The following is a 15,272-nucleotide window of genomic DNA, read 5'->3' as shown; positions in this document are numbered from 1 at the left end:
TAATTCAGACTCAAAAGTAGAGAGGAACCTGGCGTTCCGATAACTGAAATTTTCTATCTTTGGCATCGACAAAATCTATAGCCTTGAATATCCAACAGTTAGAATACATTATTGCCGTAGACCGGTTTAAAAATTTCACCAGAGCAGCGGAACATTGCTATGTCACACAGGCGACGCTTAGTGCAATGATCAAGAAGTTAGAGGTTGAATTGGACATAATCCTGTTTGACCGTACTCCGAAGGGGGTTTATACAACCGATGCAGGTTTGGAGATCATTGATGAAGCCAGGAAAATAGTATTGCATAGTCAGCTTCTTGCAGAAAAAGCCAAGAAGATTAATGGTAACATTGCCGGGGAAATTAAGATTGGAATAATCCCGACAATCGCAAATTCCCTATTGCCAAAAATTATAAAGCCTTTACTTGATGTTTACCCTGAGTTAAAGCTTGAAATCGCGGAACTCACGACAGATCACATTATTAATCAGCTGAAAGCAGGGCATATTGACATTGGGATTTTAGCTACACCAATCACAGCATCCGAAATTGACAAGGTCGTATTGTTCCATGAGTCCTTGATGGTTTATGGCGACCTGAGTACGGATAAGAAATATATTTTACCAGAAGAGATTCGAGAACAAAAGGTATGGTTGTTTGAAGAGGGACATTGTTTGAGAGAACAGTTCATACAGCTGTGTTCGTTGAAGAAGGATGAAGTGTCTGTAAAGAATTTAAAACTTGAGGCAAGTTCATTTGATACGCTTTTGAATATGGTTGATGAGTTTGGAGGATTAACCCTGATTCCGGAGTTATACTATCTCTCGTTATCAGAAGAGCGTAGAAAGCGGGTAACGTCATTTAACGCTCCCGTACCTGTAAGGGAAATGAGCATTGTCTTTCATAAACCACACGCTAAAGGAAGAATTATAAAAGCGCTTGCAGACTTGATTAGAAGCAACATCAATGAGACGTTGCGTTCACATCTCGTTCCTGAAGAAGAACTTGACGTGATCAGTGTGTAGCGCATAAAAAAGGGAGATGTTGAATCTCCCTTTTTTATTATACGGCATCTGATAAGGATGTAAAATTGAAATCTCTGATTTTTAATGGCGGAATCAGGTAATTGTTGTTTGATTCGTCGCTTACTGTTCTTTCCGGTATACCGAGTTCTTCAAGATTATTAAGCATAATTACCGGGCTTTCGTTGAATCGGAAGTTCTTGACGGGAAACTTAATTTCCCCGTTTTCAATGTAAAAAGTACCGTCTCTTGTTAGGCCGGTTAATAGGAGTGTCTGTGGATCAACCGAGCGGATATAGTATAACCTGGTAACCAGAATACCTTTTTCTGTTCCTTTGATAAGCTCTGCAAGTGTTTTAGAGCCACCATCCATGATTACGCCACTGGGGCCCGGAAGTGGTGCTTTGCCTTTTTTTGCTGCCCAATACCTTGAAACAGGCATGTTCTTCACCACGCCCTTTTCAATCCAGTAAGTTTTTTGCACTGGGAGTCCTTCACCGTTGAAAGTTGATCCTGGGAGTTCAGGATGCCAGGGATCTGAATAGATGTTTACGCGTGGGTCGACCAGTTGTTCCCCAAACCTGGTCTTGCCACCAGCTTTGCTTAGAAAGCTTCTGCCTTCATCTGCAGAGCGCTCGTCCATGCTGAACGTTATGTTTTCAAGTAATACTGCAACAGCCGTAGGTTCAAGAATTACCGTGTATTTTCCAGGCTCTATAGCCTTGGCAGCCACGGATCCGAGTGCTTTCTTTGCAGCTATTTCTGAAGAGCCTTTGGTGTCGAGCTTGCTGAAGTCATTATAGCCCTTTGTGACATATCCAGATCCTTTACCATCTTCCGTACGCATGGTTATACTGAACTCTAAGGATGAACCCGTTTCATATGCAAAAAGCCCCTTGGTGTTCATTATGGCTGTGTATCCAGTGCTGTTTTCCAAGAAACCTGCGGCATTCAATTTATGTGCTTTAGCGACCTCAAGGCTGTTTGCTACGGCGTCGGCACGCTCTTTAGGGCCTGCCGCTGCAGTGGTCTCAGCATACATTTTCGATGGGGGACCATATTGCTGTGGACCGACAAATGGCACATACTCGGGGTTTTCTGGTGCCAATTTAGCGAGCTCCTCTGATCGCTGTACCGCGTTCTGTATAGAGGCGTCGTCTAATTCATTTAAGGTAACGATCCCTAATTTCTTCCCAAATGCTGACGCAATTTGTAAACTAGTGCTACTTACGGCTCCACTAGTGCTCACCTGATTGCGTGCATAACGGATGTTAGCGCTATCGCGACCAGACATATTGACCTCACACTCGTCTGCTTTTGAGTAGCTAAGGACCTTTTTTAGTAATGCCTGGGCCTCTTCTTTTGTTATTAATGCCATGTTATGCGATTTTTCTAGCTGTATTTATAACGTTAACTCCATTGAACCTGGCGGTGGAAGATCCATGTGACACCGCACTTGACTGACCGGGTTGGCCCTTGCCATCGAAAAATGTTCCACCTAGGCGATAGTCACTTTGATCGCAAATCGCAACACAGGAGTTCCAGAATTCCTGTGTATTTGCCTGATAGGCGACATCTTTTAGCATACCTGCAATTTTTCCATCTTTAATCTCATAGAAGAGCTGTCCTCCGAATTGGAAATTATAGCGTTGCTGATCAATGGAGAACGAACCTTCGCCCACGATATAAATGCCCTTCTTTACATTTTTGATCTGATCAGCGATAGTCAGTGGTTTGGTGCCGGGTTGCAGTGACACATTTGCCATGCGCTGAAACTGCACGCTGGCCCAATTGTCGGCGTAGCAACATCCTTGAGAAGCATCTAAACCAATGATGTGGGCCTGATCCCGTATCGCCTGATAGTTAACCAGAATGCCATCTTTGACCAAATCCCATTTGCCGCATTTTACCCCTTCATCGTCGTATCCAACGGCACCGAGCGACCCGGGTTGTGTCTTGTCTGCCACCATGTTCACGATACCACTTCCATAATCGAATTTCTTGGTCTGCCATTTATCAAGCGTAAGGAAGCTGGTTCCGGCAAAATTCGCTTCATAGCCCAGCACTCTATCGAGCTCTGTGGGGTGCCCGCAAGATTCATGTATGGTCAATGACAGGTGGGAGGGATCAAGTACCAGATCATACTTACCTGGTTCTACCGACTTGGCCTTGATCTTTTCCGAAACTTGAGTTGCACCTTGCCGAGCATCTTCCAGCATATCATAGCGCCCTTTGTAAAGCGTTCCTGCAGGTGTCTTTACTTTGTCCTGAGGCCTCGCATCCAGATATTCGTATCCCATTCCCATGGGTGCGCTAAGCGCATTTCGGGTTTCATATTTTCCGGAGGCTTTATCAATCTTGGTAATAAAGAACGTTGGCCAGATGCGGTGAATGTCCTGATCAATGTAGGAGTTGTCGGTAGAAGCGAAATACTTCTGTTCATTTACCATGAACATGATAGAATTAACATAATCAGCGCCACCTTTCATTGCTGCATCATTGACTGCTAATAGTAAATCAACCTTTTCCTTGATGGGAACTTCAAAGGCGTTCTTTTGAATTGGCGCTTTCCAAGATACTTCACCGTATCCTTTTTGAGGTGCAAGATTGACAGGTTCGGACTGCAGTCTTGAATTTTCCTTTGCAATAGATACCGCGAGGGCGGCGGTTTTAGCGATACTATCTTTATCCATTTTATCCGTAGCGGCGAAGCCCCAGGAGCCATTCGCAATAACGCGGATTCCAATGCCATAGGATTCGGTATTGACCAGGTTTTCTACCTTGTCTTCCCGGGTAATAACATACTGATTTAAGTACCGTCCAATCCGAACATCTGTATACGTTGCACCATTTGAGCGGGCAGCATTAAGTGCCACATCAGCCATAATCTTTTTTGCTGCCGGATCAACATATTCCAGAGACTTCTCTATGGGGATATCAGTTCCCCAGACAGGTATTGCTGGTATCATTGCCATCGCAGCGCCGATACCTGATAGTTGGATAAAATTTCTACGCTTCACTTTTGATTGTTTAGTTAACTAAATATAACTAAGGGAAAGCAGCTTTTGTAGAAGTTGCATTTTTTTATGCGTTTAGAATGAAAAAAGCCCTGAAGTAATATCCTTCAGGGCTCTTTGACCAATACTTAAATTAGTAATATCTAAATTATCTACTTATCTAATCCACCTCGGCGGGTTGCTTTGTTTTGTACAGGCCATTTTACACCTTCAGCTTTTACTGTCGATGATTTCTCTGGATCTTCACTTGCCATGTAGGCCATGATTGCGGCAAGCATAGCATTGTTTTTCACATCATCAAATACAACCTTGTCATAGGTGTCACGGTTGGTATGCCAGGTGTACGATCCATATGACCAGCTTAATGAGCTCAAAGAAAATCCTGGTGCACCTGCAGCAACGAAGGAGGCGAAGTCAGAGCCACCGGCACCTGGTTTACCTGGAAAATCAAGTTTGATCCTGTTCTTCAAGGTGTCAGGAACTGCAGCTAACCATCTTCCCAGGTAGTCTTTGGAGTTTGCAAAACCCTGACCAGCCAAGTTTACCACACGGCCAGTTCCATTATCCTGGTTAAATAATGCTTGTAAATTCTTTACGATCTCCGGGTGATCTTCAACAAACGCCCTTGATCCATTAAGACCTTGTTCTTCACTTCCCCAGTGGCCCACAAGAATGGTTCTTTTTGGATTTGGGTAATATTTCTTCAGCAGACGCATTGCCTCCATCATGGTGATCGTTCCGGTACCATTGTCGGTTGCTCCGGTTCCGCCATCCCATGAATCAAAGTGGGCCGAAAGAATTACATATTCCTCCGGCTTTTCCGTGCCTTTTATTTCAGCTATCGTGTTAAAGGTCGGAACTACGCCAAGTTCTTTAGATTCCGTATGCATGCTGATAGTCGGCTTTTTACCTGACTCAGCAAGACGATATAGCAAGCCATAATCTTCCAGAGCAATGTCAACGGTAGGAACCTTTTTGGTATAAGCGCTGAAGATTTTACTTACGCCGAAGCCAGCAGACCAGTTGTTTGTAATAATGCCTACAGCACCTGCATTTTCTAAAGCTACGGGTAGGGTACGGGTGGTGTAGCCGGTTTTAGCAATGCGGTTACGCCATGCGGCAGTCCGGGCAGTACGCTCCGCTTTCATTTTCTCAAAAGATTCTTTCAGCGCAAACTCTTCCCAGTTGTAGTCTGGACGGCCGGTTGGCTGTGCCATGGAGATCATCACGAATTTACCCTTAGCAGTAGGCAGCCACTTCTGAAAAGCGACTGAATCTGCAAGATCCGGAAGTATGATCACCTCTGCTACGCTGATTTTTTTACCCATTCCAGGGCTCCAGGCAAGCTGAGTGCCTTCAAGTGATCGCACCCAGGGGCTAACCATGTCTATATGGGATATACCACGTTCCCAGCCGCGCCATTCGCCCCATTTCTCATTGCGGGCAGATATACCCCAGCTCTTATACTTTTCAACTGCCCAGTCGTTTGCCTGCTTCATTTGCGGCGTACCCACCAGTCTGGGACCAATGCCATCGAGAAGCTCGTGTGCAAGTTGCTCTACTTGAGAATTGTTTGCACCTTCAGCCATGATGTTGTCGATCACTGCTTTATTGGTTTGTGCGAAAGCGGAACTGCCGCAGAGCAGAAGGCCCATTACAAACGGCCTTGCCATATGCCGCATGTTAAAGTTTAGTTTTTGGTAAGTTTGTTTCATGTTTCTAATTTAATAAAAATAGCGGTTCACAGCTATCGGTATCTCGCTGTAGTAAAGGATATGCTGCTCATACTCTAAGCTTTGCATAAATCGTGTAGCTATAAATTTACAAGTGTAGCTAAGGCTTGCTGTTATAAATTTTCAATTTCGATCCACACTGGCGCGTGATCACTTGTTTTTTCCCAGCCTCGCACATGGCGGTCAACTTCAGCTGCCCGTAGCCTTCCTTTTAACTGCGGACTGAGTAAAAAATGGTCAATACGAAGTCCTGCATTACGGCCATAAGCATTGCGGAAGTAGTCGAAGAAGGTGTAGATGACTTCCTCCGGATGTAAGGTTCTCAGGGCATCGGTCCATCCTTGTGCAACTAAATTGTGGAAGGCCGTGCGCACTTCGGGTCTGAAGAGGGCATCCTCGACCCAACGTTCCGGCTTGTACACATCCAATTCGGTGGGCATGACGTTGAAGTCACCAGTAAGGATCACTGGCATATCGTAACTTAGGAGCTGTTCAGCATGGTTATGCAGGCGTTCAAACCAGCGAAGCTTGTACTCCAATTTTGGCCCTGGAGCTGGATTACCATTGGGGAGGTACAGACAACCAATCACGACATTATTGACCAACGCCTCAATGTACCGGCTTTGCAAATCTTCGGCATCGCCCGGTAAACCGCGGCGTAGTTCCTTAATCTCCAGATTACGGGCAAGGATTGCCACACCGTTCCAGCTTTTCTGTCCATGCCAAATTGCATTATACCCCGCATCAGCAATCGCCTGTTCCGGGAATTTTTCGTCCGGCGCTTTCAATTCCTGTAAGCAAACAACATCTGGCTGTGTTTCCGCCAGCCATCTTAGCAATACCGGCAGGCGCCCGTTTATACCATTTACATTATAGGTTGCGATTTTCATTTTTAAAGATTTAAGTCAAGTTAGGAAAAAGCATTAACAAAAATTCGACGGTTATGGCAGGGAAAACTTAAAACTGCCTGTGATTAAGATGATTAAGTTTGATCATTATGGTTATGTGGCATGAAATTTAGTGTTCAATATGATACAAGTCGCTGAATACTATAACAGTGCAGTCATCTCTGAAAAATCTTACCTTTACAGGCCAAGGCCAACAAGAGAAAAAATAGCTTAGTCCCTGCAAAGGGGCTGAAGTATCTTAAAGCCAAACTATACTTTCAATACATGAATCAGGAATCGAAGCGCTTAGCGATAGCAAATTGGAAAAAGTGGGGCCCATACGTATCAAACCGACAGTGGGGAACAGTTAGAGAAGATTATAGCGCCAATGGCGATGTTTGGCAATCTGTAACACATGAAATGGCCCGCAGTAAAGCATGGAGATGGGGGGAAGAAGGCATCGGCGGAATATCAGATGAAAAACAATATCTATGCTTTGCGCCGGCGTTCTGGAATGGCAAAGACCGCATAATCAAGGAAAACCTTTTTGGCCTGTCCAATAACGAGGGAAACCATGGGGAAGATGTTAAAGAACAATATTATTATCTGGATTCTTCACCAACGCATTCCTATATGAAGATGCTGTACAAGTATCCTCACAATGCATTTCCCTATGAAGAACTTCGGGCAGAAAACCGTAGACGCAGCAGGGCCGAACCTGAATTCGATCTTATCGATACGGGTATATTTAACGATAACGCATACTTCGATATCTTCATTGAATACGCTAAGTCCGCGCAAGAAGATATTCTGATAAAGATTACCGCCCATAACAGGCATGAAGATACCGCTCCATTAACCATTTTGCCTACCATCTGGTTCAGAAATCGCTGGTCCTGGGGGTATCACGAGAAACATGCTCAGCTATCCAAAAAGAGTGGCACCACACTGGAGGTTTGGGAAAAACATCTTGGACGTTATTACCTATATGCTGACAGGCCTGCCACCTGGTTGTTTACAGAAAATGAAAGCAATCCGAACAGGCTATACAACGCTGTGGAGCAAAAAGGGTATTTTAAGGACGGGATCAACGATTACATAGTTAACCAGAAACAAGATGCCGTAAATCCCGCGCAGACCGGCACTAAGGCAGCAGCCTTGTATACGCTTGAAATTGAAGGTGGCCAATCTGCAACCATACAGCTACGCCTGAGTAAGGATAGTTTGGAACTGCCATTTATCGACTTTAATGAGATTTTTAATGAGCGTATTTTCCAGACCGACGAGTTCTATAATGAGCTTCAGGCGGACCTGGAAGATCAGGATCAAAAGAATATTCAGCGGCAGGCGCTTGCAGGCTTACTCTGGAACAAGCAATTTTATGATTATAACGTGCGGAAGTGGCTCAAGGGCGACCCAACAAGTCCGGAACCGCCATATGAACATTCGAACTCCAGGAATGTAAATTGGAAGCATTTGAACAGTGCTGACGTAATCTCAATGCCGGATAAGTGGGAATTCCCATGGTTCGCTGCCTGGGATCTGGCCTTCCACTGCGTGACTTTTGCCCTTGTAGATGCGGAATTTGCAAAACATCAACTGTTACTGCTTACGAAAGAATGGTACATGCATCCTAACGGACAGCTTCCGGCCTACGAGTTTAACTTCGATGATACCAATCCACCGGTACATGCCTGGGCTGCATGGGAAGTGTATAAGATGGATATGAAAAACAACGATGGGAAAGGTGACCTGCCTTTTCTGGAGTCCATATTCCAGAAATTGCTGATCAACTTTACCTGGTGGGTAAATCGGAAAGACCATGCGGGCACGAATGTGTTTGGCGGAGGTTTCCTTGGACTGGATAACATCGGAATTTTCGACCGAAGCATGAAGTTGCCTTCAGGGATGACCATTGAACAGGCTGATGGTACGAGCTGGATGGCTATGTATGCGTTAAATATGATGCATATCTCTCTGGAACTTGCACTTAATAACCGGGTGTATGAAGATATGGCGACAAAGTTCTTTGAACATTTCTTGTATATCGCTGGGGCGATCATGAACATCATGGGGCCAGATGATACTGGATTATGGGATGAAGAAGATGAATTTTTCTATGATGAACTTCAGTTAGGAGATGGCCGTGCAGTAAAGCTGAAACTTGTTAGCATGGTTGGACTTGTTCCACTTTTTGCAGTTGAGGTTATCAAGGAAGAAACCTTGAAGAAATTGCCGCAGTTTGCTGAGCGGATGCAGTGGTTCCTGGAACATCGGCCGGACCTGGCTTCTCTGGTTTCTAGATGGACAGAAACAGGTTCTGAAAACAAACACCTTTTAAGTCTGCTCAGAGGTCACCGGATGAAAAGGATTTTACATAGGATGCTTGATACATCTGAATTTCTGAGTGATTATGGTATACGAAGCTTATCAAAACAATATGAGGAAAAACCTTATGTGTTTAACAGTAGTGGCGAGCAGTTCGTTGTGGCGTATTTACCTGGCGAAAGCGACAGCAGTATGTTCGGTGGTAATAGTAACTGGCGCGGGCCAATTTGGATGCCGATGAATTACCTGATCGTACAAAGCATAAAGAAATTTAATGATTACTTCAGTGAAGATTTTACGGTTGAATACCCTACAGGATCCGGAAATATGCTTTCACTGGATGAAATTGCAGACGCACTGAGTGATAGGCTTATTGGAATTTTCACCCTAGATGAAAAGGGTAGAAGGGCTTGTTTCGGCGACAACGACCTGCTGCAACATGACCCGCACTTCAAGGACTACATTCTGTTCAACGAATATTTCCATGGAGATACCGGAAGGGGATTAGGCGCTGCACATCAAACCGGCTGGACGGCGTTAGTCGCGAATCTGATATTCGAAAGGAGCAGCGTGGGGAAGAAACATATGCTGTCTGCTGAGGAGATGGTTGGTTAAACTGAAGGTTCTTAAACCTTCAGTCTTTCAGTAAGCTTGTAGATGTCGTACGCAACTTTCTGAATGGTGATGAACTGCTGAAATACCGACTCTTCATTCTGGCTTAATTCGACCTGATCCTCCTTCTTGATTTTGATTAAAGGAACGTTGTTCTTTTCGTCTTTAGGGAACTTGAGACTTTCCTGCGATTGTGTGATCAGGTAGGCTGTGTTCTCCGTCAATGGTTTAATCAGGTCGAGATGCTCGAGCGTAAAATCATGCTCTTTGTAATAGAGTGCCAAGGTTGCAATATAGGACGACAGCAGGTGGTTTAAAGCCGTAAACTGATGAAGCTCTTTTATCATGAACTGTTTACTTTTCGGCTCCGAAAACATCCGTTGAAACAATGAGGAAAGATTCGCTGTGGCAACATAGACTTCTTTTCGAGCGACTTTGTAGTTCGTGAAATCTTTAGTGTTCTCGAAAAATAATGAACTAACCTGGTTGAAGTAGCTGCAGTTTGCGATCAGCATATGCAACATGTCACTTTTTAACTTTTCGTGTTCCCAATTTGGAAACAGGAAATAGCTGGCGAGGAATGCGATACCAGAGCCGATAAGCGTATCGTAAATCCGTTCCGTGGCTACTGAAATTCCACCCATACCTAAAAATTGGAACAGGATGATCACATACGGCGTCATAAAAACAACACTAACTACGTAGTTCTTGCGCTGAAAGCTGTAGGAGGCAATCATGCAGATCAGCAGAATAAAGAACAGTATATCTCTGTCGTCTATAAATTGCAGTGCGAGAATACCGATGCCGGCACCGACCAGAGTACCGATAATCCGCTGAGAATTACGTTCTTTGGTAAGGCTAAAGCCTGGTTTGGAGATCACCAGGATGGTGAGCAAGATCCAGTAACTGTGCGAAAAATCCAGGGACCTCGAAATCAGGTAACCCACCAGCATTACAATTGCTACCCGCACAGCATGTCTGAAGGTAGAAGACTGGAAGGTCAGGTTTTCAAAGAAGAGCTTCTGGTCAATGTTTTGCCGGGTTAAGAAGCGCTCTGTATCGATTGAACGTCCTTCAATTTTCTTCTTTTCCCCTTTATCGAAATAGCGGTTTACCGTAACCACACGGTTCAGAATGTTCTCAATATTTACTTCTATATTTCGCAGGGCAATAATACCTAGCGTGTTAAACTTCCCATTAACATTGTTGCGCTCGAGGTCGCTGATTTCCTGTTTTAGCGCCTGCACGTCTTTTATCAGTTGAACCGGTTTTTCCGGCGTTCCACCGCTCTTTAAAGCAAAGGCTTGTTCGTCCAGCTCATGCGCAATTTTCAGGATAACCGCTTCATATTTCGCCAGGATTCCCGTAGAATCAAATTGATCATGAAGCTCTTTGTAGTTGTAATAGGTAGACATGATCTGCTCGAAAAGATCGACCATATCGACAAACACGAGCATCAGAAATCTCCCTTCGGGCGTCGAATCTCTTACAATTTCCCGGGTCCTGAATAATACATCCCGAACAGCATCTTGTTTCTCGTGCACCTGAATTTGCAGGTTGAGCAGTTCAGCGTAGTTCTCATCAAAGTTGGTATTCTGCTTGTAGAACTTGGCTTTCGACCTTAAAAATTCACTAATCTCCATGATGCAGTCGCTGAGCGTTTGCTGCACGATCCGGTAAGGCCGTAACCGGTAGAAAAAATAACTTAGCGCGGTATACCAGAGACTTCCAATTAATACCAAACCACCATGTATCAAAACTTCCTCCCATCTCCGGACATCGTCGATGCTTAAAACAAAGATGAGCAAGCAAGCGGTACCTACCGCACCTGCCCGAATGCCATATACCGAAAGCATGGTAAAAAGGAAACTGAATGCGGTTAATATGATGCCGGTGAGATAGAAATTCCGGTTTATTAATCCAATAATCAGACTGATGACGGTAATCAATGCTGTAGTGATCAACATGGCATTTCTCCGATGGGCGATCGGACCCGGAGTATCCACAATACTCACGCAGAGCGCACCTAATGATAAGGTCATCCCATATCTCAATAAACCATATTGAGCCAGAATTAATGAGGGTAGTAGTACGCCAACTGTTATTTTTAGTCCATCAGCAAAATATGTACTTAATAAAAAATCCTGTGTGCTTCTTATCGGTTTATTAAGCATATCGTCGTTTAGCGGAAATTAGTAACATCGGCAAATTTAGAAACATTTACCAGATCAAGACCCTGATGCAAACAAATGTAATGCCTGAATAGCTACCTTTGAGGCATATGCCAAAAATTGGAATAGCAGAAGATGATCAAAAGATTTCCGGTTTAATTAAAGCTGGGCTGGAGGAGCATGGCTATGAAGTAAATGCCTTCACAAACGGCAGAATCGGATATCAAGCATTTTCGACCCAGGAGTTCGACTTGCTGATTCTGGACGTGATGTTACCTGAGCTGTCCGGTATTGAAATTTGTCGCCAGCTCAGAGCGAATGATGTAAAAATACCAATATTGATGTTAACGGCTCTGGGCACAGTAGATGATAAGGTTGAAGGTTTTAATAGCGGAGCCGATGATTATCTATTGAAGCCATTTCATTTCAGAGAACTTCTGGTTAGAATTGAAGCCTTGTTACGGCGAACAACATCCGGCACAAAGGAAGAGACGGTCGTGCTTAGCTACGAAGATCTAAGTCTTAATACCCTAAGTAAGGAAGTTCAGCGTGCGGGAACACCTATTTTGCTTACTGCGAAAGAACTCGCCTTACTGGAAGTCTTTCTACGCCATCCGAACCGTTTATTATCAAGGCAGTTCATTGCCGAGCAAGCCTGGGACGTTAATTTTGACACAGGAACGAACGTGGTTGACGTGTACGTAAACTTTTTACGGAACAAGGTTGAAAAAGGCTTTAGCAAGAAGCTGATTCACACGAAGATTAACCTGGGATATATCCTTAAGTCCTAACATGAAGATCAAAGACCGGCTTGCTATTTATTTTACCCTAGCCAGTACCTTGATGCTGCTGATCGTGCTGTCGGCAACCTATTTTGTGTTTTCAAAGTTCATGGAATCCGATTTTTTCGACCGCCTCAGTGATCGCACCCGCGTCACGGCAAACCTTTACCTTGAAGCAGATGAAATATCGACTGATGCACTCCGACGCAACAGAAACCAGTACCTGGACAAACTTAACGGCGAATTCATACGCATATATGATGCGCAGAACAACCCCGTGTTCATCGATGATAACAGTAGCACATGGGACAGTCAAATGATTGAAAAGATCCGGCAGCAAGGAAAAGTAAGGTTCAAGAATGGTTCCAGCCAGGTTGTAGGCATATTCTACCGCGATAATCAGGGTGACTTCGTGATCATTGCCTCCGCTGTTGATCAAAGTACATTTTACCGGCTCGAAAAGCTAAAAACAGTAATGTTTTTCATATTCATGATCATCTTTGTCGTGTTGTTACTCTCGGCGAGGAAAATTGCTGCGCATATTTTGAAACCCTTGGGTATCTTCATTGAAGAGGTGAAGCAAATTAAGTCGAACAACCTGGACTTTAGGGTTCAGGAAGGAACCAATAAAGACGAGATCAATCTCCTGGCAGCAAACTTCAACAAGTTGATGGAGCACCTGGAACAAGCCTTTGTGTTACAGAAAACCTTCATCGCAAACGCTTCACATGAACTACGCACGCCGGTAACCAGCATGATGATAGGTGCGGAGATTGCGCTTTCCAGAGAACGATCGGTTGAGGATTACCAGAAGGCATTAAATTCCATCCTTGAAGACGCAGAAAAGATGAATGGCATTATAACCGGACTTTTAGGGCTGGCGCAAGCAGATGTTGAATATGCTTCTGCTAACCTGGAGGATGTTAGTTTAACCGCAATGATGCTTACGATCCAGGAAGAATGGAGTCGCAGAGCACATGCCGCCGAGCTGATCCTGAAGTTTGATGCTAAACACCAACAGGATCTAACGGTATCTGCTAACCCGACATTGCTTAAAATAGCATTCAACAATATCATCGCTAATGGATTTAAATTCTCAGACGACAAAGCCGTACGTTGCTCGTTGAATGACGAGTCTGAGGGTTTCATCATCAGGATCAGCGATGCCGGTCCGGGAATTGCGGAGGCCGACCGCCCGTTCATATTTGAACCATTCTACAGCGCTGCGATAAAGCAGGAAAAACACGGCACTGGTATGGGATTATTCATGGCTAAAAAGATCATTAGCTTGTTTAAAGGTACGCTCGTCCTGGAAGACAGCGGTAGCCATGGCAGCACGTTCAAGATCTGCTTTCCCCGACTTTAATGCCGTTTTAATTTGGCTTTAATTCCGCTTTAATGCGCCTGGGATACCTTTGGCGCAAATGAAAGCACTTGTTATCCGTATTAGTTTACTTGTTTTAATACCATTTGCTGCCGCTCTGGGCCAGCAATCACCTGGCTCGATCGATAAGAAGAAATCGGCTGACCTGACCTTACAGGAAGCCGAAAAACTGTTCCTGCAAAATAATGCAGAGTTAATTGCTCAAGGGTACCAGGTTGAACAATCCCGGGCAAACATCATCACAGCAAAACTGTTCGAGAATCCTGAATTGAGTTACGAAAACCTGTTCTACAATCAGGAAAGCGGCAAATTTCTACAAACCTCAATGGCCTATGGACAATTTTCAGGGTCACTTACTCAACTGATCAGGTTGGCAGGTAAGCGGAATAAAGATATTAAAATTGCCAAGACAGAACTTCAGCTTGAGAACCTGCAGTATTATGATTTGATTCGCACATTACGCTTTGAATTGAGGAGCACCTTTTATGAAGCCTTCTACACGCAAAGTTCAATCTTGGTTTATGATCAACTCATTGGCGCCTTAGACCAGTTACTCAGGGCTTCAGAAAAGCAGCTTGAAAGCGGGAACATTGCCAACAAGGATGTTATTCGAATTAAATCCAGTCTTTATGGTTTAAAGATGGAATATACTGCCCTGCAAAATGGTTTAGAAGCTTTAAAAAGCCGACTTAAGCTCCTGTGCGGTGTCGACCCAGCAATGGAGATTGGTTTATCTGGGCAGGGGATAGCGCCCCATGATTTTAAACCTGATAGTATGCCCTTTCAAGTGCTTTTAGATTCTGCTAAAGTAAGCCGTGCTGATCTACAACTGGCAAAAACCGGCCTGACCTATGCACAGGATATGCTTGCCCTTCAACACGCTAAGGCCGTTCCAGATGTTGCCGTCTCATTGAGCTACGACTTAAAAGGTAATTATCCGGAAAAGTATACGGGTATCGGCATCAGTATGCCAATTCCACTTTTTAATAGGAACCAGGGCGAGATCAAGAAAGCTAAAATTGCAGTAGAAACCTCGAATGCGGCCATCAGTAGAAAAGAAGCTGAAGCCGCTTCAGAACTTTACACCAACTATCAGTCGGCAATCAAGATAGAACGAGTTTACAAGGCTATGGACGTTGATTTTAAAGCGAATTTCGACCAGCTTATGGAAGGTGTAATATCCAACTTCAGGCAACGGAATATTAGTCTGCTGGAATTTCTCGACTTCTATGATGCATACAAGGAGAGTACAATTCAGCGGGACAAGCTTCAATTTGAATTGATGAATGCTAAAGAGGCACTCAATTACCAAACAGGCACTAACATTTTCAAATAAACA

The 15,272-nt window shown here is 44.2% G+C and carries 10 protein-coding genes; 5 read left to right on the top strand and 5 right to left on the bottom strand.

Annotation, left to right across the window (positions count from 1 at the left end):
* Positions 1–83: 83 nt before the first annotated feature.
* The gene (locus ACTHQF_RS07925) at positions 84–1,022 is read left to right on the top strand and encodes a LysR substrate-binding domain-containing protein (protein ID WP_440429518.1); all 939 of its coding nucleotides are present in this window, start codon (positions 84–86) and stop codon (positions 1,020–1,022) included.
* A gap of 37 nt (positions 1,023–1,059) precedes the next feature.
* Here the strand turns inward: ACTHQF_RS07925 and ACTHQF_RS07920 are convergent, their stop codons facing one another.
* The 4 genes from ACTHQF_RS07920 to xth form a co-directional block, all read right to left on the bottom strand.
* Positions 1,060–2,397 (bottom strand): TldD/PmbA family protein, encoded by a 1,338-nt coding sequence (locus ACTHQF_RS07920; RefSeq protein ID WP_440429517.1) that lies wholly within the window; start codon positions 2,395–2,397, stop codon positions 1,060–1,062.
* A 1-nt stretch (position 2,398) separates the two neighbouring features.
* Positions 2,399–4,039, bottom strand: coding sequence for a TldD/PmbA family protein (locus ACTHQF_RS07915; RefSeq protein WP_440429516.1), 1,641 nt, complete (start codon positions 4,037–4,039; stop codon positions 2,399–2,401).
* A 149-nt stretch (positions 4,040–4,188) separates the two neighbouring features.
* Positions 4,189–5,751: a M20/M25/M40 family metallo-hydrolase gene (locus tag ACTHQF_RS07910; RefSeq protein WP_440429515.1), complete on the bottom strand. Its 1,563-nt coding sequence runs from the start codon at positions 5,749–5,751 to the stop codon at positions 4,189–4,191.
* 131 nt (positions 5,752–5,882) lie between these two features.
* A complete protein-coding gene (xth, locus tag ACTHQF_RS07905; RefSeq protein ID WP_440429514.1) occupies positions 5,883–6,659 on the bottom strand; it encodes an exodeoxyribonuclease III in 777 nt (258 codons plus the stop codon).
* Positions 6,660–6,941: 282 nt separating this feature from the next.
* On the opposite strand from xth, the gene ACTHQF_RS07900 reads away from it, so the two are divergent.
* Complete coding sequence (locus ACTHQF_RS07900; RefSeq protein WP_440429513.1) at positions 6,942–9,599, top strand: MGH1-like glycoside hydrolase domain-containing protein; 2,658 nt, start codon at positions 6,942–6,944, stop codon at positions 9,597–9,599.
* A gap of 11 nt (positions 9,600–9,610) precedes the next feature.
* On the opposite strand, the gene ACTHQF_RS07895 is transcribed toward ACTHQF_RS07900, so the two are convergent.
* The gene (locus tag ACTHQF_RS07895) at positions 9,611–11,638 is read right to left on the bottom strand and encodes an FUSC family membrane protein (protein WP_440429512.1); all 2,028 of its coding nucleotides are present in this window, start codon (positions 11,636–11,638) and stop codon (positions 9,611–9,613) included.
* Between the two features lie 239 nt (positions 11,639–11,877).
* Between ACTHQF_RS07895 and ACTHQF_RS07890 the strand changes: the two genes are divergently transcribed.
* The 3 genes from ACTHQF_RS07890 to ACTHQF_RS07880 are packed head-to-tail and all read left to right on the top strand — an operon-like array spanning position 11,878 to position 15,269.
* A complete protein-coding gene (locus tag ACTHQF_RS07890) occupies positions 11,878–12,558 on the top strand; it encodes a response regulator transcription factor (RefSeq protein WP_440429511.1) in 681 nt (226 codons plus the stop codon).
* Between the two features lies 1 nt (position 12,559).
* On the top strand, positions 12,560–13,915 hold the full coding sequence (locus ACTHQF_RS07885; RefSeq protein WP_440429509.1) for a sensor histidine kinase: 1,356 nt from the start codon (positions 12,560–12,562) through the stop codon (positions 13,913–13,915).
* Between the two features lie 58 nt (positions 13,916–13,973).
* On the top strand, positions 13,974–15,269 hold the full coding sequence (locus ACTHQF_RS07880; protein WP_440429508.1) for a TolC family protein: 1,296 nt from the start codon (positions 13,974–13,976) through the stop codon (positions 15,267–15,269).
* The last annotated feature ends 3 nt before the right edge of the window (positions 15,270–15,272 follow it).

Origin of the sequence: Pedobacter sp. SAFR-022, from assembly GCF_051965375.1 — a bacterium.
Lineage (GTDB): Bacteria > Bacteroidota > Bacteroidia > Sphingobacteriales > Sphingobacteriaceae > Pedobacter.
The sequence above is the reverse complement of the archived record's forward strand: the minus strand, read 5'-3'. Positions and strand labels throughout refer to the sequence as shown.

Excerpts from the sequence above, each read along its gene's own strand:
- ACTHQF_RS07890 (WP_440429511.1), top strand. The coding sequence starts at position 11,878 with ATGCCAAAAATTGGAATAGCAGAAGATGATCAAAAGATTTCCGGTTTA.
- ACTHQF_RS07895 (WP_440429512.1), bottom strand. The coding sequence starts at position 11,638 with ATGACCTTATCATTAGGTGCGCTCTGCGTGAGTATTGTGGATACTCCG.
- ACTHQF_RS07900 (WP_440429513.1), top strand. The coding sequence starts at position 6,942 with ATGAATCAGGAATCGAAGCGCTTAGCGATAGCAAATTGGAAAAAGTGG.
- xth (WP_440429514.1), bottom strand. The coding sequence starts at position 6,659 with ATGAAAATCGCAACCTATAATGTAAATGGTATAAACGGGCGCCTGCCG.
- ACTHQF_RS07910 (WP_440429515.1), bottom strand. The coding sequence starts at position 5,751 with ATGAAACAAACTTACCAAAAACTAAACTTTAACATGCGGCATATGGCA.
- ACTHQF_RS07885 (WP_440429509.1), top strand. The coding sequence starts at position 12,560 with ATGAAGATCAAAGACCGGCTTGCTATTTATTTTACCCTAGCCAGTACC.
- ACTHQF_RS07920 (WP_440429517.1), bottom strand. The coding sequence starts at position 2,397 with ATGGCATTAATAACAAAAGAAGAGGCCCAGGCATTACTAAAAAAGGTC.
- ACTHQF_RS07880 (WP_440429508.1), top strand. The coding sequence starts at position 13,974 with ATGAAAGCACTTGTTATCCGTATTAGTTTACTTGTTTTAATACCATTT.